This window comes from Humiphilus diazotrophicus, assembly GCF_059726315.1.
Genome location: NZ_AP040870.1, coordinates 5,418,980 through 5,443,660, shown reverse-complemented (window position 1 = coordinate 5,443,660; position 24,681 = coordinate 5,418,980). Strand labels below are relative to the sequence as shown.

Genomic DNA, 24,681 nt, shown 5'->3' with positions numbered 1-24,681 from the left:
ATGAAATTAATCGTTCTTATTCTTGCTCTTCTGACTATGTCTGCTTCCGCGCAAAATCCGGTCTACCGTAGCAATCGTTTCACGCTATACCCCGACCGCGTCGTCGAAGGTTCAGCGGAAGCACGCGCGGTTTCTTCAACGGAGTTGGTCTCTAGCTACCCCTTCCAAAGGGAAGATAGTGGGAAACACTGGAAGCTTAATTCTGATCTGTCTTCCTATCCTGCACTACGTTCCCAGCTTCCCCTTCTCGACGCTGTCTATAACCTCTCGCTCGAAGAACTGACAAAAGATGTACGCACCGACAACACCTTCATGGCTGGCGCCCAATGGGGAGGTGTTTGGACACGAGATATCAGTTACAGCATTGTGCTCTCACTGGCAGCCATTGCTCCGGATATCTCCAAGAAAAGCCTTCTGGCCAAAGTCAAACGAGATCGCATTGTGCAAGACACGGGTACCGGTGGTTCGTGGCCCGTATCGTCCGATCGTATGACTTGGGCGCTTGCCGCCTGGGAGATCTACAAAGTCACTGGTGACCGTGACTGGCTGAAACAGAGCTACCAGATTATTCGCAATTCTGCCGCAGATGACGACGCCTCCGTCCTGGCCGCTCCCAATGGACTCGCACGTGGAGAATCTTCATTCCTGGACTGGCGCGAGCAAACCTATCCTCGCTGGATGGACGCCACCGACATCTACTCGGCACAAGCTCTAGGCACCAACGCAGTTCACTACCAGACATACCGGATTCTCGCGCAGATGGCGAAGCTTCTCGGAGAACCTGCGGAGGAATTCGATAAACATGCCGACCGCATCCGTACAGCAATGAATCGGCTTCTCTGGATGGAAGATAAGGGCTACTACGGGCAGTACCTTTATGGTCGCGAGTGGATGAGCATTTCTCCCCGTGCAGAGTCTCTTGGAGAATCTCTTACGATGCTCTTCGATATTGCCACGCCACAGCAACAGATACGTATGTTGAAGAGCCTCCCAGTCACCGATTACGGAGTTAGTTCCGTTTCCCCTCAGACTCCCGGAATTCCGCCCTATCACAACGATGCGGTATGGCCGTTCGTGCAGGCTTACTGGAATCTTGCCGCTGCAAAAAACAGCGCGGGACCAATTGTCTCCGACGGAATGGCATTACTTCTGCGTAATGCGGCGCTCTTTCTAACCAACAAAGAGAACCTTGTCGCAAGCACAGGGAGCCCACAAGGGACAGAGATCAACTCCGATCGCCAGCTTTGGAGCGTTGCTGGAAATCTGGCAACGGTCTATCGGCTTATCTTCGGATTGAATTTCTCCGAGGAGGGACTAACTCTCACGCCTTTCATTCCCAAAGAGTGGAGTGGCCGTTACGATCTCGAAAATCTCCGGTATAGAGAAGCAGTCTTATCGCTCCACGTCGAAGGACATGGAGCAAAACCGACCTCTATGCTGCTGGATGGAAAGCCGTTCGATGGGAATCTGCCCAAAGATATGCGAGGGCGGCATCATATCGAAATCGTCTTATCAGGTACGGGGATTCAGGAGATTGAGCCCCATCGGGCCAGCATCAAATATTCCCCTGAAACTCCTCGGGTACAAGAAGAAAAAGATCGACTGGTTTGGATGAATATAGAAGGAGCTCATGCCTACCGCATCTATCGAAATGCAAAATTGACAGGGACGGTACAGACAACCGAGTTTCCGACAACAGGAAAAGACAAATCGGGCGAATATCAAGTCAGCGCAGTCGACAACGGCGGGAACGCCTCGTTTCTCAGCGAACCTGTAACAATCAATGATTCTGAAATGATGGAAATCCCCTTTGCAGGAGCTACAGATTTTCTCGATCTGCCCAAAGAGCCCCAGACAACGGCGCATGCTGAAGCTCAGCTTGCTCACAAGGGAACCTTCCGGATACAGCTTCGCTATGCCAACGGAGCTGGACCGATCATCACCGACAACCAATGCGGTCTGCGCAGTCTATATGTAGACGGCAGATTTGCCGGGGTATTGGTAATGCCTCAACGGGGTCAGAATGCCTGGGATAACTGGGGAACCAGTAGTGCGCTTTCACTTTCCCTTGCCCCCGGGAAACATCGGTTTGAGCTTCGGATGGAAGAGGTTGATGAAAATATGAACGTAACCCACAACAGAGTCAGGGTCTCACGACTATTGATTACCCCGGTCAGGCCCTGATCGGGTAGCACTGACAGAAAAATTCTCAAAACGACAAAATGGGCAGGAGGATGTTGGCCGAACGGCCAATCCCCTGCCCATCGTCATGATTCCTAAACTCTCGTCTACCGAACCTATCGTTCTAGACGTTGAAGGAAGAACCACAACCACAGGTGTTCTTCACGTTCGGGTTTTCGAATTTGAATCCAGCAGCCTCAAGAGTCTCGACGTAATCGACGACGCAGCCGTTCAAATACATCATCGAAGTAGCATCGACGAAAACCTTCAGGCCACCAAAATCCAGGACTTTATCCATCATGCCGCTTTGATTCTCAAAGGACATGGAATATTGAAATCCAGAGCAACCTCCACCAACCACGCCGATGCGCAATCCGGCTGGCAGCGGATCCTGGGTTGCCATGATTTCGCGAACTTTAGCAATTGCCGGCTCTGTCAAAACAAGAGGTAGAGTCTTGGCAGCATCGGTATTTGTTGGAGTGGCGGTAGTTGCCATGCAAAATCCCCCGGGGTATGAATGTAATGAAATATACGTGCGATCTTCTGTCTCTAGTCTAATCCAGGTGCCAGATAAATCGTCATGTTTCCTTTCAAGAGATGCAGAAATAGGCTTGTAAGGTTCAGAATGACTTTCGATTTCAAATCGCCGTCCTAAGAACCCAAGAAACGCCGATTTATGCCACACCCGAGTGGTTGTGCAGTCGGCGACTCTGGCCCAACTCCCATTCCATCAAAGAGCTGCAGCAACCTTTGCCCGAAAAGGGAGAACATCGAATATGCCTTGTGAAAATTTCTTTTCAAGATGATTGTCCTTTGTTATCGGGCGGGGCTAATATGCTGCACCGAATGGACTCTGATTCCGTGGCGCATGCCTAATTCGCGGACTGCGCATCGGAGCCTTAAAGTCCACTTCGAGTGCACCAGTTGAGGTGTCTTATGGGCATAATGCCTGTTTTGTGGATCGTGTGGGCCATAGTCACCACTACATTGCTGGCTCTTATTGTTTACCGCAGCAATCTTACCCGCTACGAAGAGGATCAGCTTTTCCTGGATGATGCTGGCGAACATCAGCATCGGGAGCAGGAAACGATCTTAAAGAAGATCAACCGTATTCAACCTCTCGTAAGAGTCTTTACAGTAACAACTTGCGTCATGACGGTGGCTATTGTAGGCCTTTATGTCTACGATGCCATCCGGCAGTTCAATATGTAGGGTCCCTTAGGAAGGAAGGGCGGAATTTTGCCGCCGGAAGCGCCGGATACTTCCCCTTCCGGCGGCAAGGCTAGCAAGAGCAGGCCTAGAGGAGAGATCTCCCAGATAACGGGAGGCACAGATTGACGCCAGGATGGGCAGCCAGTAGCCTACCCTCCAGCTTTCTGAAGGTGTTAATCATGCCTGTATTTGGTACTCGCAGCCTCGTCCGTTCTTCGATTTTGCTTAGTCTTACCGCAACGATGGCCCTCTTTGCCATCGGTCAAGAAAAACTGTCGCGTAAAACTCTGCTAGTAGCACAAGACGGGTCTGGTGATTACCGGACGATTCAATCCGCCCTGCAGGCTGCCCCCAGCACGGGAGCTATCATCAAGATCAGACCCGGGACCTATCTGGAGACTCTCTCCATCAGCACACCTCACCTCGATTTACGAGGATTGGGTTCCAATCCCTCTCAAGTTGTAATCAGTGCCAGCCACAGTGCGGGCGATTCCGGTGGAACGGGCAAATCTGCAACTGTCACAGTTAGCAGCAGCGATTTCTACGCCGAAAACCTGACAATTGAGAATACCTTTACACGAAACCATCCTCTTACACGGGAAGGCAGTCAGGCAGTTGCACTCCGGACTACGGGCGACCGTCAGGTCTATCGCAAGATTCGTCTACTTGGATTTCAGGACACGCTCTACGCCGATAGCGCAAGCTGTCACGATCTATCGCAAACCGGTCCCTGCTCTGCGGCAAGACAGTACTTTTCGGATTGTTATGTAGAAGGCCACGTGGACTTCATCTTCGGCGACGCCAAAGCTGTCTTTGAAAATTGCGAATTGCACTCGCTAGCTCATCCGGTTTCGCATATTACGGCGCAGAGTAAGAAGTACTCTGCTGAAGATAGTGGTTACGTCTTTAACCATTGCAGACTCACTTCCGAACCGGGAGCCGATCGCGTCTTTCTGGGAAGGCCATGGCGGGCATATGCCACAGTTATTTTTCTGAATACCTTCATGGGGAAACAGATCATGCCTGCAGGTTGGGATGATTGGAAACATGACGGACAATCCAGTCTGCCAACCGTCTTCTATGCGGAATTCAATTCATCCGGCCCCGGAGCATCTCCTTCGGAAAGACTCAAGGAGTCGCACCAGCTGACAACACAAGAAGCAGCCAAATATGCGACCAGGCAATATCTGGGAGGAACAGACGGCTGGAGTCCAGAGGCAATTCGATAGGAAAGCCTACACAGCTTTCCTGAAAGTTGACGCCGTTCCGGGACGAAAAGTGCGAGTCGGTTGTCTCCAGACAATCACTCATTCCGCAACGCCCGCATGGGATCTAACCGCGAAGCTCGCCAGGCCGGAACAAAGCAGGCAAGCACCGCCACCGCAAACAAGGTGGCAGCGACAGCCGCAAAGATCTCCGGATCGAGCGGCCTGGTTCCATAAAGCATCGACTGGATCAGGCGAACCACTGCGACGCTGGTTGCAAGACCAAGCACGAGCCCCCAAAGTGCGGGCCGCAGACCATTGCTCAATATCAGCCGCAGAACCTGATCTCGTTTCGCTCCCAGAGCCATCCGCACACCGATCTCCTGCGTTCGCTGCGCGATGATATAGGACAAAACTCCGAATATGCCCGTCGCTGCCAATACCAGAGAAACTACTGCGAAGCCAAGAAGCAGGGCCGCATTGAAGCTCGCGTCAAACGTCATCTTGCCGAGCAGTTGCTTCATGGTGAGCACGTTGTACACAGGCAGATCGCGGTCCAGAGCCTGCACAACACGCTGCACTAGCAGGGCAAGCTGCTCCACGTCATGGTTGGACCGGACCACAAGCATCCCACTATTCCGTGTTCCAGAAAATATTGGGTAATACTGTATCGGCTTTGGTTCCTGGTAGAGTTCGGAGCGCGTATCGCCCACGATGCCGACAATCTCCCAGTTCTTATCTTTGTAGCGCAGGTGCTTCCCGATCGGGTCCTCGTTAGGAAAATACTGCCGCGCGAATGCAGCGTTGATGACCGTCTCGGTAGCGGCATCCAGCCGCTGATTCACGCCAAACAACCGCCCACGCAGTAACGGAATCTCCATCGTCCGGAAATAGCCTGGATCTGCCTCTATGTCGATGGCATCTTGCAACGTGTACTTCGGCAGTGGCGGATGCTCGACGATCGTGAAATACCAATCTCCCGGATAGCCACTTCCGGGGACGGTTCGCGCCAGACCTGCAGCTTCCACGCCCGGCAAAGCGCGCACCCGCTCCAGCAGTTCGGCAAAGAAATTCACGCGTTGGACCGAACCATTGTAGCCTCGGCCAAAGAGATTGACTTGCATGGTCAGGACGTTCTTTGTAGTACAGCCAAGATCGCTATAGCGCAGCTGCATGTAGCTCTTCAGCAGTAGACCTGCGGCAACCAGCAGCACCACTGTCAGCCCCACTTCAGCTGCCAGCAGCGATCTGCGGAGCCGCGCGCGCCCTTGTCCAGCACTCGCTGTCCGCGATGAATCCTGCAGCGCCGTTGATAACTGACGGCCCACGGTGCTGGACGAGGTAACCAGCCCCGCAAACAGTGCGCACAGAACCACCAATGCCACAGTGAATGCTGCAACCACTCCGTCAACATGGATTGCCTCAAAGCGGCCGAAATTCTGAAAGGTTAAGTGCCCCAGCCATTGCAGCAATCCGTAGGCCAGCACCAGGCCCGCTGTGCCGCCTATGGCCGTCAACACTAAGCTCTCCATCAACTGCTCGCGCAGCAGACGAAATCGACTGCCGCCCAGCGCCGTTCTGATCGCCAGTTCCTTGCGCCTTGCTGACGTGCGCGCCACCAGCAGATTGGCAACGTTCAGGCACGCAATCAGCAGTACGCAACTCGACGCAGCCAGTAACGCATATAGCGGCCGATGCAGGTCGCCTACCATGTCGTTCAGTAGCGGCTCCGTGTTGGCAGCCTTGCTGACAAAAGGATTGCTGAGATTTGCCTCGTGCACCTGGCGCGTAATGATAGAGAGATCAGCCCGTCCCTGCTCCTCGGTTACTCCAGGGTTCAGTCGCCCAACGATCTCAAAGAGGTGGTCTCCTATCGTCGTCATGTATGCAGCCGGAAAATAGTTGTAAATCGGCGTCCATAGTTGCGCCCCTGAGCTGGGAAAGGCAAACCATCTAGGCATCACACCTGTAACCCTATAGGGCAGTTTGTTCAGTCGGATCGTCCGGCCCACAATCGCCGGATCGCCTCCGAAACGTCGTTTCCACAGGCCCCAACTCAGCAGCACTGTGCGATTACTCCCAGGCTGGTCTTCCCCGGCTATAAAATTGCGCCCCAATGCCGGCTGCACACCCAGGGTCGGCAGCAGATTCGCCGTGCAGGCCACTCCGTGCAGCATCTCCGGCAATTCTCCGTCCTCTGTCGACAGATTGAACTGAGCCTCACCCAGCATCGCGAGACTGGAAAAGCTACGGTTCTGCTTCACCCACGCCGCATACATACCCGGCGCTACGAGGTTCATCGTGAACTGATCGTTCGCATTTTCATAAACAGCGATGAGCCGGTCAGGATCCTGGAACGGCAACGGCTTCAGCAACACGCTCCACACCACCGCGAACAACACCACATTCGCGCCAATCCCCAAGGCCATCACCAGAATTGCCGTTGTTGTGAACCCAGGTGTGCGACTCAACGTCCGCAGCGCGTATCTCAGGTCGCGCCATGCGGCCTCCACCACGGCAATGCTGTTCTGCTGCCAGAGCCGCTCCCGTACCTGCTGCCGGTTGCCCAGCTTGATCCGCGCCTGTCGATGTGCCTCCTCCGAGGTCATCCCGCGCGCCAGGTTCTCAGCCGTCTCCTCTTCCAGATACGATTCGATCTCGCGCTGTAACTCAGCGTCCGCGCGCTTCCTGCGAATAAATCTGAGCCAGCTCATGCCGTCTTCCTCACCCTGTGTTTCTTCTCCTACCAATAGCCGAGTGGTCCATGCTGCGTTCCACTCGAACATCTATGGGACGAAACATCGTACACCACTCGAACTCCTATGGGAAGTAATTTCACCGGAAGACGTTGAGGAGATCTTGTTGACTGCATGAGACATCAATGAAAAATGCCCTAAGCTGCACCCTTCCCGCTCTCAGACTCTTGCACCTCTTCGACCGTCGCTTGAGAGGTCACTTCAAATTCAATCTCCTTGCTAAATCGCCACAGTAGCCCTCCAGGTCTTTTCAGGCCCCAAGCCACATAAGGAACTTTGAACTGTGTTCTCACGGTCGCCTGCGTGCCTTTTCTCTCGAGATAGACACTCACCGTAAATGGATGATCGCTGCCGTGGAGATTGAACATGCCGCCCAGAGTCATTCGCTCGCCATCGCCCTCTTTGCGCACTTCGTTGATACGAGTCGGATGAAAGAAAGCCTGTGGATACTTCCCAGTCTCCAGAATGTCTTTTTTCAATCGAGCATCTCTGGATTGATTCCCGCTTTGAAGGGTATCGATATCCACCAAGATCTCGCCTTGAGCGGATCCTGTCTTCGAATTGAGGGCTAGCATTCCGCCATTCAGCGTGAGCGTTCCCTTCACAACGTGGAGGTTCTCATGCGCCTTCCAGCGAATCTCAGTCTGTGCCGGATCAAAATGGAAAACGGTATGCTGCGCAACGGCACTGGTCGCCAGAGCAATAAAGCTCACAAAGGAAAGGGCAGAAACGAGGGATCTTGTTCTTTTCATCTTCTCGGTAAGATGCAGAAACGGCCTTAATTCCCATCCGGACAATGAATTGTGCTTTCATGAACAACAGTAGTGATTTCTCGGAATCTGTAGTTTTGCTGGGAGGCAAATGAAATTTCTTTGGATCGGAATGGGTGGTTTCCTGGGAGCGATTGCACGCTATCTTGTCTCCGTATGGTGTGTCGACCGCCTGAACTCCCGATTTCCATATGGAACGTTTTTGATCAACGTTTCAGGATGTTTGCTGATAGGACTGGTGGTCACGATTCTCGATAGTCACAGTACTCTTCCGTCGGCATGGCGGTATGCTATTCCAATTGGCTTCATCGGGGCCTACACAACCTTTTCTACCTTCGAATTGGAGGCCTTTCGCGCTCTCCACGCCGGATGGATGGGGGTTGGGTTTCTCTATGTTGCGCTAAGTCTTTTGTTAGGCTATGTCGGCATCTGGGCTGGCGTCGCTCTGGGTCGGCTTTTCGTCTAGATTGGGAAAGCCCGGCGGGAAAGCGTTCTCTCACATAGAGGGACCCAGGGCCTCTATGTGATGATAGACACAGAACCCTTTTTTATAGAGCAAGAGAATTCAAATGTGCCGGCTGCTTGCCATGCCTGTCGGTAACATAAGAGGAATAGGAATCGGAGTACACGAATGAGCGATCTTACACCCTTGGCAGAGCCTGTCGTAGCTGATCCCCTGGTAGGACACCCGGCAGATTTTCACGTCTTTCATAAGTTCCTTGACCGCTGCAAATCACTGCCCAGCATGCCCACCGCAGTAGCTTGGCCACTGAGTGATGTGGCCCTCATGGGAGCCAAAGAGGCCGCCACAGAAGGGTTGATCGATCCCATCCTGGTTGGACCGGAAGCTGAGATCAAGGCCCTGGCCAAGAAGCTGAATATCGACATCACGGGTTTTCGCATCGTGGAAGCACCCACGGAAGAGAAGGCCGCAGCATTGGCCGTCTCCCTCTGCCGGAACGGTGAGGCCCTGACCCTGATGAAGGGCAGCCTGCATACCGATACCCTGATGCGCGCCTGCATGAACAAGGAAGCGGGTATTCGTGGTTCACGGCGTATCAGCCATGTTTTTGTGATGGACACCCCGGCATATGATCGGACACTGCTCATCACCGATGCGGCTATCAACATCTATCCCCAGCTTGAGGACAAGGTCGATATCATCCAGAACGCCATCGATCTGGCCCACGCTCTGGGAATCCCCCAACCGAAGGTTGCCCTGTTGTCGGCAGTAGAAACAGTGAATCCGAAGATCACCTCAACCCTTGACGCTGCTGCACTCTGCAAAATGGCAGATCGCGGACAGATCACGGGCGGCATTCTCGATGGACCGCTGGCCTTCGATACCGCAGTCAGCGCTAAGGCAGCAAAGATCAAGAAGCTGGTTTCGCCCGTAGTTGGACAGGCCGACATCCTGGCCGTTCCGGATCTCGAATCCGGCAACATGCTGGCCAAGCAGCTGGAATACCTCGGTGGCGCCGAGTTGGCAGGTATCGTTCTTGGAGCTCGTGTACCGGTCATCCTCACCAGCCGCGCCGATGCAGCTCCTGCTCGTTTGACCTCCTGTGCAGTGGCAGCTCTGTTCCACTACGCATCACATCCGGTCAAGAAGTAAGAGCAATAGCTCTGTTTTGAGAAAAGGCGCCCTATCCGGCGCCTTTTCTATTTTGGGAAGGCCAACGAAACCTCGAACTGGCCCTCTGCGCGCCGGATGCTACATTAAATCTAGGAGATCAACGATAGTGAAGCTGAGTTTGCCGCCTGGTCCATTTCAGGCGTATCTGTTCGACTGCGACGGAACCATTGTGGATTCCATGCCCTTGCACTACATCGCATGGAAAGGTGCCCTTGCAGAATGGAATTGCCGGTTCGAAGAAGAGCGTTTCTATGCCTGGGGCGGATTTCCCGTCACCAAGATCATTTCGCTCTTAAATGAAGAACAGGGATTGAAGATGCCCGTCGAAGAAGTGGCCCATCGGAAAGAAAAGCTCTATTTCGATGTTCTGCCTCAGCTCAAGGGCATTCCCGAGGTCATAGAGCACATCGAGGCTCAGCATGGCCGGATTCCGTTTGCCGTAGTCTCCGGAAGTCGTAGGGATTCCGTTACAGCCTCTCTCAGCCGCCTAAACCTGCTCGACAAATTCGACACGCTGGTCTGTGCCGAGGACTACAAGAAGGGGAAACCCGATCCGGAAGCCTTTTTGACTGCAGCCGCCCGTTTGGGAGTCGCGCCTGCTTCCTGCCTTGTCTTCGAAGATACGGAAATGGGAATAAAAGCCGCCACGGCAGCGGGAATGGCATCGGTCAAGGTTCCTTCACCAATGGAAAGACTCTCGGCCAATTGATTTCTGCGCTCTGTCCCTGTCGAGGACAGAGCGCGATTGGTTTCAAATCAGGCCTAATCCACAGCCAAGCTCAGTTGATGGCGGACGTCTGCGCCTCTCACCCAGAAAATGACGTCCGTAGCGATGTTGGTCGCATGATCCGCAATACGTTCCAGATTGCGGGAGATCAAAATGGCATTCAATGCCTGCTGAGTGAATTCCGGCTTTTCCTGAATGACCTTGATCAGATCGATATGTGCCAGACGGTTCATACGATCAATTTCGTCATCCATTGCCAGGACGGAGTCGGCAATCTTCGCATCGCTCTCCAACAGCGCCTGTACAGCCGTCCGGATCATTCTGCTCGCAAACTCACCCATTGAAGAAAAGTCGACAGGCATATCGATGGGAGGGATCTCAAGCATCTCGCGCGTGCGAATGGCAATACTCATCGACTGGTCGCCTATGCGCTCCAAATCCCCATTGATCTTGATCACGGCAAGAATAAAGCGGAGGTCAATTGCCATCGGCTGCTCTTTGGCGAGCAGCTCATACGCCATTTCATCCAGTTCACGCTGAGCTGTATTGATGGCTGTCTCATTGTCCCGTACGTACTGGCACAACTTGGCATCACGCTGAAGATAGGCGTCAACAGCCGATTCCACGGCTTGCTGGGCCAAAGCAGCCATTGCCAGAAGCTTGTCCTTCAATTCTGCTAGCTGCTGCTGAAAATGAATGCGGGGCACGAAATTTCTCCTATTTCACGATAGTGCCTGAAGTACTGTTGCAATTCGGCAAATTTTCACCGCAGGCATCTGAAAAGTCAGCTTCCACTCACGCAAAGGGGAATCTTCCCAAGAGTACCCTTCCTGAGGGTAAGCAACGACAAAAAATCATCTATGTCCTAAAAATTCAGCAGTATAGCCCAATTAAATCTCCTACCTGCTTCAATTTCAGAGTGAACTGCGGAAGAAAAGACCCGACCTCTTATTTGAACATTTTAGGGTTAGATGAAAATTCGGAGTCGATACTCGCCTGGCGAATTTCCCTCAGAGAACGGTTATTCCCCGGTGAGCCTGGGACGGGCTATATCAAAACCGAAAATACTCCAGGGCTTACCTCTGTTGTTTGTAGATGCGCAGGATGGGTATTTCGGTGGCTATCCATTTGCTCGGAAATAAGTTTTCACAATTCGGCTTGTACTACTCCCTGAATATCGACGCGGACAAAATATTAATCGGATGAAAGTAAGCTTCATCCCACAACAAAATAAGCTTGTGCTCCAGGGCATAACTCGAGAATCTCCGGCAGCTTGCAGATATAACTTCTGTACTGGCATCGGAGCAGATACACCAACTATTTTCTATCTCCTGACCGCAGAGCTAACGTTCAAGAGTATAGGCGCAAGTTACTGGCGTGGAAGAGCTCTATCCCACAAAGGTGGGATATTTCATAACCATCGCTATGTTTATTGAGAAGCTTTAGCATTCCGGCTAAACATCGTCCATTTGATTGCCGATGGTCAAAACAAAAGAATAATTTAAGGACAAAATAGTTCCATGTCATGGACAATTCAGCGAAAGCTGACATGTGGTTTTGGGATAGCGATTCTGATGCTCGTCATATGCACTCTGTTCGCATGGCGGGGAATTGCAGCCGCGAATCAAGCAGCAGAGGAAGTGCAGAACGCTTACGCAGCTGTGGGAAATCTGGAACACTACGTATCACTTATCCGCGAAGTCACAGCAGAACAACGGGCATATCTCATCAGCGGAGATGAGCAGTCGATGGCCGGTATTCCTGCCGTGAGAAAAGAGCTCGCGGATACAGGACAAATCCTGGACAAAGCACTTACTGGAACGCCGCAAGCAGCAACCATGAGCCAGATAGAAGAGCTTGTCCGTCAACGTCGGGATTTTGTTAATCAAATGCTCTCCGCACGGAAGAACGAGGGATTCGATGCGGCAAAAACTCTATTTGCCACGGGGAAAGACAATGTTCTTCTAGCAAACATCCTTGAGCTTGCCAACCAGATAAAGCAGGATGAGTTGCAAAAACTCGCAGTTGCGCGCGCTTCGCAGGAATCTACGCGGAAACAAACTGTGGGCTTCTTGTGTGGAGCCTGTATTACGTCCATGGCTGTTCTGATATTCCTGGCCATATTCATTACCCGCTCCATTGAGCAAAACATCCGGATTTCCATTGAGATGCTCAATGCTATGGCGCATAAAGATTTGGCCATACCGGACGGTGTAGCAGCAAGCCAGGACGAACTGGCTTCCTCGATTGAAGCAATTAATGCGCTGAAGTCCTCAATGCATGGCGTGATTGGAGCAATGGCCAGCGCCGCAACCAATGTTGCCGGAGCCGGGAATCAAATTTCCCATAACTCTTCTGGAATTGCGCAATCGGTTGAGGCGCAGCGTTCAGAGGTTGAACAGATCGCCTCAGCCCTGCACGAAATGACCATCACGGTGCAGGACGTTGCCAGTAATTCTCACGATGCGGCAACGGCAGCAGAACAGGCTGTAACTTCCGCCGAACAAGGCGGACAAGTTGTCATGGGCGCGGTAGAGACCATGCAGCGCATTGCAGATACAGTGGGACAGGCTGCTACCGATATCACGAAGCTTGGCAAAGAAACTGAAAAAATCGGCAATGTCGTCAATCTAATCGAAGATATCGCTGCCCAGACAAACCTGCTGGCTTTGAATGCCACCATCGAAGCTGCACGTGCGGGCGAACAGGGGAAAGGATTCGCCGTAGTCGCTTCCGAAGTCAGACGCTTGGCAGAACGCACTGCTGAGTTCACGAAGCAGATTGCGGCCCAGATCTCGTCTGTACAAAGAGAAGCCGAAGTCGCCGTCAAATCCATGAGCCATGGAAAGGATGAGGTCGACATAGGTGTAACTCGTGCATCGGAAGCAAGAGTATCGCTGAACGAAATTCTCTCGGCTGTAGGTTCAGCCAAGGAACGTATCGCGATGATCGCAACGGCAACAGCAGAACAATCCGCTGCTACGGGCGAACTTTCGATGAATGTCGAGCGAATCTCGAAGCAAGTCGTCACCACAGCAGAAGGCGCGGAGCAGAATGCTCAAGCCTGTGCGGAGCTGGCTAAGCTTGCAGATTCCCTGCATGCCATCGTTCACGAGTTCCGTTTGGCAGAAAATGGCGGCACAACCAACATGAAGAAACCTGCCATGCCGGTCAGGACTGGCAGAGCTGCATTAACCGGCTCGACAACCTTGCGTGCAAACTAAACAATTCCGTATCTGTTGAGTTCCAGCAGATACGGAATACCTACGCTTTCCTCTTCCCTTCTCAACAAGCAAATCTGCGTCCCACCTGATGGTCCGGGGAAAGGTTTCAGCGACTGAGCTTCCCACCTAGTGAAAGCTGAAGCAAAATGCCTGAAACCTCTCCCTAAAGAAACAGATTCGGTAAGTATAATGAACCCCGAATAATTACACATCATCAGAGACCGAATCGAATATGAGACGTCTTCCACTTCAAGAATCCACGCTGTTTACTGTTCTGCTGATGTCCTCGTTAGCTCCTTCCCTCTTGAGTCAGACACAGCACCCCGCACCTACGCAAGGAACACTTTCCAAAGTATGGGTCGCCGACAACGGAGATGGAACCTACAAAAACCCGGTCTTGTATGCCGATTATTCAGATCCGGACGCCATTCGCGTGGGAGATGACTATTATCTTGTCTCATCGAGCTTCGATGCCGTACCCGGGCTGCCGATCCTACATTCAAAAGACCTGGTAAATTGGACAATCCTGGGACACGCCCTTAAGCGCCAGCCTCCCGTCGATGTCTATAGCAAGACACAACACGGCAACGGAGTCTGGGCTCCAGCAATTCGCTATCACAACGGCGAATACTACATTTACTATCCCGACCCCGATTACGGAATCTATGTAGTCAAAGCAAAAACACCGGAAGGACCCTGGACCGAACCGCTTCTTATCAAAGAAGTCAAAGGCTGGATTGATCCCTGTCCGCTATGGGATGACGATGGCAATGCCTATCTGGTAAACGCTTTGGCAGCAAGCAGGGCCGGAGCAAAGAGCACGCTCGTTGTAAGCAGGATGAGTGCCGATGGGACCAAGCTCCTCGACGATGGGGTTATGGTCTTCGACGGACACGATCGCAATCCCACGACGGAAGGTCCAAAGTTCTATAAACGCAACGGATACTATTACATTTTTGCACCCGCCGGTGGAGTCCCTACAGGATGGCAGCTAATTCTCCGTTCGAAAAACATCTACGGCCCTTATGATGAAAAGATTGCCATGGCACAGGGGAAGTCTTCAACCAATGGGCCCCATCAAGGCGCCTGGGTAGAGACGCAAACTGGGGAGTCATGGTTCTTGCATTTCCAAGACCAGGGGCCCTACGGTCGTGTTGTACATCTCGAGCCGATGAAATGGATAAACGACTGGCCTGTTATTGGCGTCGACAAAGAGGGTAAGGGAACGGGAGAGCCGGTTCTGTCGTTCAAGAAGCCAAACGTTGGGAAAGCATGGCCCCAAGCCACTCCCGCCGACTCAGATGAGTTCAATGGACCAGGATTAGGTCTGCAATGGCAATGGCAAGCAAATCCCGGTGCTACCTGGATGTTCCCGTCCCAGGCTCTTGGAGTCATTCGCCTGTACAACCTGCTTCTTCCGGAAAAGTACAAGAATCTTTGGGACGTGCCCAATGTCCTGATGCAGAAGTTTCCGGCTCAGCAATTTACTGTCACAACCAAAACTACATTTACCTCACGTGCCGATGGAGAGAAGACAGGCTTAGTTGTCATGGGGCTTGACTATGCCTACATCTCCGCAAAGAAGACTCCCACTGGCCTGGCAATTTCGGAAGCCATATGCAAAGACGCAGCTACAGGCTCTCCAGAGAAAGAGAGCACGCCAATTCCGATAACGGGAGATACCGTCTACTTCAGAGCGAAAGTCTCAAACGGTGCGAAAGTTGACTTCAGCTACAGCCTGGATGGGACAAAGTTCCTGCCTGTCGGAGAAACCTTCCAGGCAAAGGAAGGCCGCTGGATTGGAGCTAAAGTCGGCCTCTTTGCAACAGGAGAAACCGCTGTTCGTGAATCAGGCTACGCAGATTACGACTGGTTCCACTTCGAGTAACACTATGCTTCCACAGGCCGGATGAGAGGTGCTCTCATCCGGCTTATTCTCGAGCCAGCTTCTTTCCTAATACTGCCTCAACATCCGCAACCTTACCTTCCAATCTCCCTGTAGCCCCTTTGTGCTCGTCCAGCGTGATATGCGTAAGAACCCGGGGTGCAAGTTCCAGGATTCGCCGGTGACAACGCATGACAACGGCCATCACTTGCTCAGGATCCCCCTCTATCGTTGTCTGCATTGCACCCAACTTGTACGAGAGTCCTGACTGATCGACAATCGCCAAGGCTTCCGCGACCAACTCTTTCACACCCTCCCCTGCACCGAGAGGAACTACCGAGAAACTTGCCAGCATTATCTGCCTCCAATAATCATTTTACGAAGGATTCCGTAATCTGCCGAAGGCCACAGCTGCGGCAAGGAAGGTTTTACGTTGAAAGAGCTATTCTTCACGAAAGGGTTGCGATTCTCTATGAGCGATACAACGAAACCGATGCGTCTTTTTGTTGGACTTCCACTTGCACCCAGCGCGCAAAGATCATTGCTGGAGTTGAGCAGACAGCTTCGAGGGCCCTCCACGGACGCACGTTGGATCTCCGGAGACCGGATGCATATTACGCTCTTCTTTCTCGGCGACACACAGCCAGAACGGGTTTCCGAAATAATCTCAGCACTGAAGGAGATCCACTCGCCCCCGCTGGAACTCACGATCGATGGGACTGGCGGCTTTGAGAGAGCAGGAATCTTCTTTGCTGCGGTGCGTCCTTCGCCCAAACTGGTCCAACTCGCCTCAGAGGTAAAAGACAAGTTAATGCGCTGCGGATTCTCCAGTAAAGAATCTGAGTATCGGCCGCATATCACGCTGGCCAGAACCCGGCATGGCTTGAAACAGCTGTTGATAACCGCGCAAAACAATCATAATCTGCATGCCAGCTTTACATCAGATCGCTTTAACCTCTACCGCAGCCACCTCAGCAAAGAAGGCTCTCATTACGAGGTGATTCAAGAATTTCCCTTTGTGAACGAGAACCATACCGTTTGACTGGAATTTTCACGTGCTTTCAGGATAAGATTCGCTCACCTACAAACCATGCCGAAAGAGCTAGAATCGCAGTTCCTTACATCATGGTGTATATAGCAATAAGGAAATCTGTGTAGAGGGAGACGCTTTGACTGGCCGCAAGTCAACATCGAATCACGTTACGCTTCTCGACGTCGCCCGTGAATCAGGCTTCTCCACATCGACGGTTTCCATTGTCCTCAATGAGGCACCTCTCTCTCGATACATTGCTACCCGAACCAAGGAGCTGATCCGCCAGACAGCAACCAATCTGGGCTACCGGCCCGATGCCTTTGCCCGTTCACTCCGGAAGCGCAGAAGCCAGACAATCGGCATCATGGTCTTCGATTTATCCGATCCCTTCTGCACGCTTATCTTGCGAGGCATTGAAGAAACTCTCGATTCGACCAGCTATCTTCCTATCATCATGGATGCACATAATCAGCGTCCGCAATTCGAACAGTATCTGGAGATGCTTCTCGAACATCGCGTGGAAGGACTGATTGTTGTTGCCAACTGGCTGTTCACGGAATACGACCTGCTGACGAATCTAGACCGCAGCAATATTCCTACCGTAGGTGTCGGCCGCGATCTCACTGCCAACCGAATCCGCTCTGTCCAGGTAAATAACGAGATGGGAGGATATCTGGCTGCAGAACATCTTTATCGCCTGGGACATCGCGAAATTGCAGTTCTACGTGGACCGAATGAGCTGCTTGATAGCATTCGACGGTGGGAAGGAGTATCGCGCTTCGCCAGCGATTGCGGCCTCGAACTAGATCCAGCACGTATCCTGACGTTGTCTTCGGGCATGGACCCTACTTCAGGATTTGAAGGGGGCTATCAGCTTACTCGCCAATTACTGGAAAGCGGTAGTCACTTCACCGCAATTTTGGCCTTCGACGATCTCACCGCCTTGGGTTCGATACGCGCACTGGAAGAGGCAGGGCGCTCGGTCCCCGAGGATTGTTCCATCATTGGCTTTGACGATATTCCGTCGGCGGGCTTGCACACCCCATCCATCACCACCATCCGACAACCGATGTGGGATATGGGTAGCCTGACAGCCAAATGGGTTCTTTCGGCTTTGGAGACAAACCAACCTAATGAAGTTACAGATTTGGAATTGTTGCCTCCCGTATTGGTTGAACGAGGCTCCACGCGGACAAGAACAGTCTCCTAAAGCAGGATAAGGTTCTACCTTCACCTATGACGGTCCGATGGACAGAGCCTCTCTGCCGAGAGAGCTCGTCCTATGGGAGGAACAACATCCAGACACACCGGGGCTCTCCAAGACACTCCAGAAATCACTTCCATACGAAGAGTTTCCCGACTGGTGCGAGCGAACCTCGCTCATACTGAAAATCTATTTTCTCTATCAGGTCAGTTCGAATGAGGTATGGTAAGGCTTATTTCCCTAAGAAATACAGAACTATGTAGAGCAGAGCGATGCAGAATACCGATTTACTTTGAAATAGAATCGGAATCTCCGCACCTATCCTGCTGAAATCACTATACTTGCTCCCGTTCTTGCGCGCACAGTTTTAGTGCGACTATCGATCTGCCTACCGCAAAACAAAGAGCGATAAAAAAAATTCTTGACTTCTTTTCAAAATCGGCAATACTTTCACAAATATTAAAACGTTTGAATATCCCGATTTTCTGGAGTTCAAACGATATCCCGAGTGCGAGTTCCCTGCGCAGTTCGGCATGGTCCTCTTGCGCTCCTGGACTTTCAGGAGGTGAGATGATGTCCTTTGCTACCGTTCGTTTCAAACAAAATTGCTTTATGGGGTGTCGGTCCATAAGGCGACTTTCAACCCTTCTCTTGCTTCTGCTGTCATTCGGAATTGCTTCAGCCCAGGAAATTACAGGCACGATTCTCGGTACAATCACAGATACCTCCGGAGCCGTCGTTCCGGAAGCAAAGATCACTGTTACTAATACCAACCGCAACTCCGTTGAGCGCACATTGAAGACAACCGCCAACGGCTCATATACCGCTCCGTTACTGCCTATTGGCAAGTACTCCATCAAAATCGAGGCCAAGGGCTATAAGACTTTCACCGCAACAAACATCACCCTCAACGTCAACGACAAGCTCAACATCAGCCCGGAATTAACTGTGGGCAACGTCTCCGAGACAGTCACAGTTGAAGCCAACACCTTGCAGGTAGATACGCAGTCGGTAGCAGCCACCGGGCTGGTAACTGGAACGCAAGTCCGTGAATTGGCACTACAGAGCCGCAATTACGAACAACTTGTCGCACTTATGCCAGGAGTAAGTTCAGACATCGGTGATTTTCTCTACGCCGGTGTGAGCGCACCTAGCGGCGCAACCAATGAAACAGCTTTCTCCTTGAATGGCAGTTTTGGAAACCAGAATAACTGGACAGTTGACGGAGCCGATAACGTAGATCGCGGCAACAGCGGGACTCTACTCAACTATCCCAGCATCGACGCTATCGAAGAGTTCAAAGTATTGCGCGGTAACTACAATGCAGAATACGGACGCAGCGCCGGAGGACAGATCAACGTCATTACCCGCTCCGGACAATCGAAATTTCACGGAGATCTTTATGAGTTCTTCCGTAATGACGTCCTCGACGCAAACACCTGGGAAAACAAGCGTGCTGGTGTAGCTCGTACTCCGCTTCGCTATAACGATTTCGGCGGCACCTTTGGCGGGCCGATCTTTATTCCAAAGCACTACAACGCTGACCGCAGTAAGACCTTCTTTTTCTTTTCCGAAGAGGTGCGGCGCGTAGTTGAGTCCAGTTCAGTCACAAGCCAGGTACCAAATCTGAAAGAGCGCGGTCTGGATTCCTCAACGGGTGGCAACTATGTGTTCCCCTACCCTGTTTGTCTGGTCCAGCTATCCACCGATGCAAACGGAAATTCAGTTTGTCAATCCAGCGATCCCAGTAACCCCGCCATCCCCGCTTCCACTGTTATTCCTGCTTCCTCGGTAAATCCAGCGGCGAAGGCCTACATCAAAAACGTTTATTCAAAAGTCCCGGCTCCGCAGGATGGCGTGCAGGATCTTCTTACGTCCAATCTCTCCAACATCTTCAACTACCGGCAGGAGATTGCAAGAGTCGACCATACCTTTAATCCGATGTGGTCCGGCTTCGTGCGCTGGTTGGGTGACTCGATTCCCACTCAGGAAGGTGGTGGACTCTTCGGAAGTACTCTGGTTCCAAACGTAGCTACCACGAGTACTAAATCTCCGGGAAAGAATGTCGTGGGCAGCATCACCACCACATTTACGCCAACGTTGATCAATCAGGTTGAATACGCATGGTCCTATGGAGCTATTCTTAGCTCCAATATCGGCGCATTCTCTACTCTGAAATCTCCAGATGTTGCCAGCGCTATCACCTTGCCGAACGCTCAAACCTTAGGCAGGATTCCCGGTCTTTCCTTCGGAGCTTCACGTGCCAGCATGGTAGGTTTTGGCTCTTACAAGGACTACAACAAGAATCACAACGTCTTCGATAACCTCACGAAAATTGTGGGAAGGCATTCTCTGAAATTTGGGGGTTCCTACTACCACTATCAGAAGTCGGAAAACGCAGGCGGCAACAACGCCGGAACCTTTACCTTCCAAGCGAGTCCGGACACATCTTTGAGCGCCGATGCAGATCCTGCCGCCGAATGGCACCAGGAACTTGCATACTTCCTTCTAGGGCAATCCAATAGCTTCACGCAGCTGCAAGTGGACATGCGCCCGATCATTAACCAGAATCAGCTTGAGGCATACGCCCAGGATGAATTCAGAATCCGTCCCAACCTTACACTCTCGTACGGCCTGCGTTACTCCATGTTCCGGCAGCCCACAGATGCAAAGGGACATGCCACAACCTTCGATCCCAATCTGTATAAAGCAGCAAATGCTCCGGTACTCGATGGCTTAGGAAACATCTGTACGCCATCCACGCAACCTTGCTACAACCAAGGCAGCACGAACTCAAACTATGATCCGCTAAATGGAATCATCATCGGTGGGAAGAACTCTCCGTATGGATCGGCAATTTCCGAACAAGCCAAGCTGAGCTTTGCTCCTCGTTTTGGAATCGCCTGGGATCCCTACGGAAACGGGAAAGTCTCCGTTCGCAGTGGATATGGCGTCTTCATCGATGCTCAGCCTGTTGGTTATGTAGAAAATGGCGTTTTCGCGAACCCGCCATTCGTCGGCACAACCACCATTTACGGAGCACCTCTCGACAATCCTCAAGCTGGTACCGCCGCTGTTAACAACACGCCCTCTCCCTTGCAGGGACCAGCAACCAATTTCCACCAGCCTTATGTTCAGCAGTGGAACCTGGATATTCAGCGGCAGTTGCCATGGGACATCCTGGCAGATTTAGGCTATTACGGCAGTAAGGGAACCCACCTGATTGCCGTGATCGATATCAATCAGCCACAGCCGGGAGCTTACTTGAATGACCCGACGATTCAGGCGACAGGTCAAGATCCCTCGAACGCGTTGGGTTATGTTGCAGGGCAGCCGATTAATTCCTCGACAGAATCGCTCGTGAACCTGGTTCGTCCATACAAGGGCTATTCGGGAATCGACATCTTCGCCCCCATCTTCAAATCCAACTATCACTCACTTCAAGCAAGTCTGCAGAAGCGTTTCCGCGAAGGCAGCCTGATTACAGTCAATTACACCTGGTCGAAGAATCTCACCAGCTTGCCCAATGATCCAAACTACACGGTTATCCAGAACAGTCATAACCTTGGAGCCGAGTATAGCCACGCACGTTTCGACCAGCGGCACATCTTCAATACGAACCTGGTCTATCTGCTACCTTTCTTCCATTCGCAGCAAGGCTTTAGCGGCCGCATGCTGGGAGGTTGGGAGATCTCCGGAATCTTTACCGCAAACTCCGGTCACTGGCTCGATCCTTCGCTAAGTGACGGAGAGGACCCGGCAGGTTTGGGACTCGGCACGGGATCGGTAGGCAGTCTCTACCGCCCCAATCAAGTGGGAGATCCCAATATTGGAGCATCCCGCTCGGCAAATCAGTGGTTCAACACTGCAGCCTTTACCTCTAGTCTCGGACTGAACAATGGACAGCCCGGCAACGCAAAGAAAAACTCGATTCTGGGACCAGGCCGCTGGAATCTTGATTTCTCTTTGATTAAGAACATCAGAGTCTACGAGCAATCGGCATTTCAGTTCCGGTTGGAAACCTTCAACACGTTCAATCACACAGCATATGCAGGGATTGATACGACCGCGAACGACGGTGACTCATTTGGAACCGTGCAATCGGCACATCAACCGCGTATTGTACAGCTGGGATTGAAATTCAGCTTTTAATTGGTATGAAGGAAAGTACCCGCATGTTTTCGAAAGTATTTGCTGTTCTGGTATTTGCTTCTACTCTTGGTGCAGCGGCAATGGCATCCGATGTCGCCCCCTCGCAGGTTACTGCCCTGCGAGAGGGGTGGCGGGTACAATCCGCCTGCAAGTTCCAAGCGCAAGGCGAAGCAATTTCCGCGTCTGAATTCAAAACGGAGGGTTGGTATTCAACCTCCGTTCCCTCAACGGTCCTGGCTGTTGAGGCTGCGAATGGAGCCGTCCCTCCTCCTTACTACGCTGACAATCTGCGCAAGATTCCAGGGACTGGATATCCTGTCGGAAAAATCTTTTCCAAGCTCCCGATGCCGGAGGACAGTCCTTATCGCTGTGCCTGGTGGTATCGCAAACAGTTCACTATTCCAGCTTCCGATCACGGCAAAACACTGTGGATGCGCTTTGGAGGAATCAACTATCGCGCAAATATCTGGCTGAATGGTGAAAAACTTGCCGACTCCACTCAGGTTGCCGGTGCCTATCGAACTTACGAATTCGACATCACCAAGCTAGCCAAACCCGGCAAAGTAAATGTACTTGCAGTTGAAACCTTTGCCCCTACCGAGAACGATCTTGGAATCAACTGGGTCGATTGGAATCCCTGCCCACCCGATAAGGACATGGGACTGTGGGGCGCTGTCGATCTGGTCACCAGCGGCGCTGTAAGCGTGCGTTCTCCCATGGTAGCCACACATCTGCCGGAAGGAGCTTCCGGTCCGGCCGACCTCTCGGTCTATGCAGAGCTGCATAACACAACCGATCACCCTGTTCACGGTGAAGCCGATGCGGATGTCGGCGGAATCCGTGTAAAGCAGACAGTCGATCTCGCCGGCGGAGAATCCAAAACTCTCGTCTTCAATCCCAAAGAATATCCGGAGCTGCATGTAGAGCATCCGAAGCTCTGGTGGCCCTATCAAATGGGGACTCCGCATCTGGAGAACCTGACAGTTCGCTTCTCTGCGGATGGCAAACTCTCCGATCACCAGTCCGTTCGTTTTGGCATCCGGGAAATGACCTCAGAATTGACGGACAAAGGTTTCCGGCTCTTCCGTGTAAACGGCAAACCAATTCTGATTCGCGGTGCAGGCTGGTCGCAGGACATGCTTCTGGAGGAAAAGCCGGAGCGCCTGATCGATCAATTCCGTCTGGTCCGCGATATGCATCTGAACACCATCCGTCTCGAAGGCAAGATGGAAACAGAACAGTTCTTCCACCTTGCCGACGAACAGGGAGTCCTGGTCATGCTCGGCTGGTGCTGTTGCGACCAGTGGGAACAGTGGTCCAAATGGACTCCGGAAAATCTGTCCGTCGCCAAGGAATCTCTCCGTTCACAGATGCTGCGAATTCGCAGTCACGCAAGTCCCTTTGTATGGCTGAACGGAAGCGATAATCCGCCTCCGGCCGATGTGGAAAGTGCTTACCTGGCTATTGAAAAAGAGACGCACTGGCCCAATCCGGTTATCTCCTCGGCAACACAGACGCCGACAACCGTCTCAGGGAATAGTGGCGTCAAGATGACTGGCCCCTATGATTACGTGGCCCCGTCGTACTGGCTGGCAGACGCAGGCAAATACGGTGGTGCCTACGGCTTCAACACCGAAACCGGCCCCGGGCCGGCAATTCCTACCATATCCAGCTTGAAGCGCTTCATCCCGAAGGATCACCTGTGGCCTCCGGATCAGATATGGTTTCTCCATAATGGTGGCGGTAAATTTACAACTCTGGACGTCTTCGACAATGCCATGGCAACGACCTATGGCAAGGCAACCGGACTGGAAGACTATGTGCGTGTTTCGCAAACCATGGCCTTCGACGGAGAACGTGCCATGTTCGAAGCCTATGGACGGAACAAGTACACTTCAACCGGAGTCATCCAGTGGATGCTGAATAACGCCTGGCCTTCAATGATTTGGCATCTGTACGACTACTATCTGGACGCCGGCGGGGGCTACTTCGGAGCAAAGAAAGCTTGCGAACCGGTCCATGTCCAATACTCCTATGACGATCACAGCATTGTTGTAGTGAACAGCCGCTATGAAGAAGTACCCAAGCTGACGGCCTTTGCCAAAGTCTATGACTTCAACATGAAGGAACTTTATTCCAATCAATCTGAAGTCACAGCGGGAGCAGATGCCGCTATCCGGGCTTTTTCGATTCCCGGCAATGTTTTCGCAACCAACACACAAGTCTTCTTTGTAAAACTTTTGCTCAAGAATCAGTCTGGAGAAGTAGTAAGCGAAAACTTCTATTGGGTTCCCGCGCATCTGACGGAATTCGATTGGAGCAAGACCGACTACACCCACACCCCTGCAATCAAAAGCGAGGATATGACAGCCCTTCGTCAACTGCCTGAAGTAAAGCTGGAAGCAACAGCACAGGCGATCTCGGAGTCGGCGGTTCGTGTCCGGATCCACAATCCATCTAAGGCCCTTGCTTTCCAGATCTCTGTTGCAGCAACAGACGAGAAGGGGCAAAATCTAGCACCCGTATTATGGTCGGATAACTATGTCGAAATCATGCCGGGAGAAACACGCGTTCTCACTGCGCAGTTGCCCAAGAAGCATGCGAATCACATCGTTGTCTCCGGATGGAATACTAAGGAGCTTACGTTAACGCCTACCCCGGCAAAAGAAACGGCAGCTGCTCACTAATCACTGGAA

At 52.2% G+C, this 24,681-nt stretch carries 18 protein-coding genes; 12 read left to right on the top strand and 6 right to left on the bottom strand.

Going from position 1 to position 24,681, the window contains the following annotated elements; genetic code table 11:
• Entirely contained in the window at nucleotides 1-2,184 is a 2,184-nt protein-coding gene (locus AC6I7T_RS22515) for an MGH1-like glycoside hydrolase domain-containing protein (RefSeq protein ID WP_497789966.1), read from the top strand.
• 121 nt (nucleotides 2,185-2,305) lie between these two features.
• Here the strand turns inward: AC6I7T_RS22515 and AC6I7T_RS22510 are convergent, their stop codons facing one another.
• Nucleotides 2,306-2,677 carry a HesB/IscA family protein gene (locus AC6I7T_RS22510; RefSeq protein ID WP_497789964.1) on the bottom strand — a complete coding sequence of 124 codons (372 nt, stop codon included), beginning with the start codon at nucleotides 2,675-2,677 and terminating at the stop codon, nucleotides 2,306-2,308.
• Nucleotides 2,678-3,117: 440 nt separating this feature from the next.
• Between AC6I7T_RS22510 and AC6I7T_RS22505 the strand changes: the two genes are divergently transcribed.
• Both AC6I7T_RS22505 and AC6I7T_RS22500 read left to right on the top strand, forming a co-directional pair.
• Nucleotides 3,118-3,393 carry a hypothetical protein gene (locus tag AC6I7T_RS22505; protein WP_497789962.1) on the top strand — a complete coding sequence of 92 codons (276 nt, stop codon included), beginning with the start codon at nucleotides 3,118-3,120 and terminating at the stop codon, nucleotides 3,391-3,393.
• 179 nt (nucleotides 3,394-3,572) lie between these two features.
• The gene (locus AC6I7T_RS22500; RefSeq protein ID WP_497789961.1) at nucleotides 3,573-4,622 is read left to right on the top strand and encodes a pectinesterase family protein; all 1,050 of its coding nucleotides are present in this window, start codon (nucleotides 3,573-3,575) and stop codon (nucleotides 4,620-4,622) included.
• Nucleotides 4,623-4,696: 74 nt separating this feature from the next.
• Here the strand turns inward: AC6I7T_RS22500 and AC6I7T_RS22495 are convergent, their stop codons facing one another.
• Nucleotides 4,697-7,312 (bottom strand): ABC transporter permease, encoded by a 2,616-nt coding sequence (locus tag AC6I7T_RS22495; protein ID WP_497789960.1) that lies wholly within the window; start codon nucleotides 7,310-7,312, stop codon nucleotides 4,697-4,699.
• Nucleotides 7,313-7,491: 179 nt separating this feature from the next.
• Nucleotides 7,492-8,106, bottom strand: coding sequence for a YceI family protein (locus tag AC6I7T_RS22490; RefSeq protein ID WP_497789959.1), 615 nt, complete (start codon nucleotides 8,104-8,106; stop codon nucleotides 7,492-7,494).
• Nucleotides 8,107-8,215: 109 nt separating this feature from the next.
• Here AC6I7T_RS22490 and crcB point away from each other — a divergent pair, with 109 nt between their 5' ends.
• From crcB to AC6I7T_RS22475, 3 genes are all read left to right on the top strand, one after another.
• The gene (gene crcB / locus AC6I7T_RS22485) at nucleotides 8,216-8,590 is read left to right on the top strand and encodes a fluoride efflux transporter CrcB (protein WP_497789958.1); all 375 of its coding nucleotides are present in this window, start codon (nucleotides 8,216-8,218) and stop codon (nucleotides 8,588-8,590) included.
• A 165-nt stretch (nucleotides 8,591-8,755) separates the two neighbouring features.
• Nucleotides 8,756-9,739: a bifunctional enoyl-CoA hydratase/phosphate acetyltransferase gene (locus AC6I7T_RS22480; protein WP_497789956.1), complete on the top strand. Its 984-nt coding sequence runs from the start codon at nucleotides 8,756-8,758 to the stop codon at nucleotides 9,737-9,739.
• A 127-nt stretch (nucleotides 9,740-9,866) separates the two neighbouring features.
• A complete protein-coding gene (locus AC6I7T_RS22475) occupies nucleotides 9,867-10,469 on the top strand; it encodes an HAD family hydrolase (protein WP_497789954.1) in 603 nt (200 codons plus the stop codon).
• 53 nt (nucleotides 10,470-10,522) lie between these two features.
• On the opposite strand, the gene phoU is transcribed toward AC6I7T_RS22475, so the two are convergent.
• Nucleotides 10,523-11,194, bottom strand: coding sequence for a phosphate signaling complex protein PhoU (gene phoU, locus AC6I7T_RS22470; protein WP_497789953.1), 672 nt, complete (start codon nucleotides 11,192-11,194; stop codon nucleotides 10,523-10,525).
• A gap of 813 nt (nucleotides 11,195-12,007) precedes the next feature.
• Here phoU and AC6I7T_RS22465 point away from each other — a divergent pair.
• Nucleotides 12,008-13,711: a methyl-accepting chemotaxis protein gene (locus AC6I7T_RS22465; RefSeq protein ID WP_497789952.1), complete on the top strand. Its 1,704-nt coding sequence runs from the start codon at nucleotides 12,008-12,010 to the stop codon at nucleotides 13,709-13,711.
• 232 nt (nucleotides 13,712-13,943) lie between these two features.
• Nucleotides 13,944-15,599, top strand: a complete 1,656-nt coding sequence (locus tag AC6I7T_RS22460) for a glycoside hydrolase family 43 protein (protein ID WP_497789950.1) — start codon at nucleotides 13,944-13,946, stop codon at nucleotides 15,597-15,599.
• 43 nt (nucleotides 15,600-15,642) lie between these two features.
• On the opposite strand, the gene AC6I7T_RS22455 is transcribed toward AC6I7T_RS22460, so the two are convergent.
• Entirely contained in the window at nucleotides 15,643-15,951 is a 309-nt protein-coding gene (locus AC6I7T_RS22455; RefSeq protein ID WP_497789949.1) for an MTH1187 family thiamine-binding protein, read from the bottom strand.
• 117 nt (nucleotides 15,952-16,068) lie between these two features.
• Between AC6I7T_RS22455 and thpR the strand changes: the two genes are divergently transcribed.
• Entirely contained in the window at nucleotides 16,069-16,638 is a 570-nt protein-coding gene (thpR, locus tag AC6I7T_RS22450; RefSeq protein WP_497789947.1) for an RNA 2',3'-cyclic phosphodiesterase, read from the top strand.
• Nucleotides 16,639-16,765: 127 nt separating this feature from the next.
• Nucleotides 16,766-17,839: a LacI family DNA-binding transcriptional regulator gene (locus AC6I7T_RS22445; RefSeq protein ID WP_497789946.1), complete on the top strand. Its 1,074-nt coding sequence runs from the start codon at nucleotides 16,766-16,768 to the stop codon at nucleotides 17,837-17,839.
• Between the two features lie 329 nt (nucleotides 17,840-18,168).
• Here the strand turns inward: AC6I7T_RS22445 and AC6I7T_RS22440 are convergent, their stop codons facing one another.
• Nucleotides 18,169-18,432 (bottom strand): hypothetical protein, encoded by a 264-nt coding sequence (locus tag AC6I7T_RS22440; protein WP_497789944.1) that lies wholly within the window; start codon nucleotides 18,430-18,432, stop codon nucleotides 18,169-18,171.
• Between the two features lie 52 nt (nucleotides 18,433-18,484).
• On the opposite strand from AC6I7T_RS22440, the gene AC6I7T_RS22435 reads away from it, so the two are divergent.
• Nucleotides 18,485-21,985: a carboxypeptidase-like regulatory domain-containing protein gene (locus AC6I7T_RS22435; protein WP_497789942.1), complete on the top strand. Its 3,501-nt coding sequence runs from the start codon at nucleotides 18,485-18,487 to the stop codon at nucleotides 21,983-21,985.
• Nucleotides 21,986-22,008: 23 nt separating this feature from the next.
• Complete coding sequence (locus AC6I7T_RS22430; protein ID WP_497789940.1) at nucleotides 22,009-24,672, top strand: glycoside hydrolase family 2 protein; 2,664 nt, start codon at nucleotides 22,009-22,011, stop codon at nucleotides 24,670-24,672.
• Nucleotides 24,673-24,681: the final 9 nt, after the last annotated feature.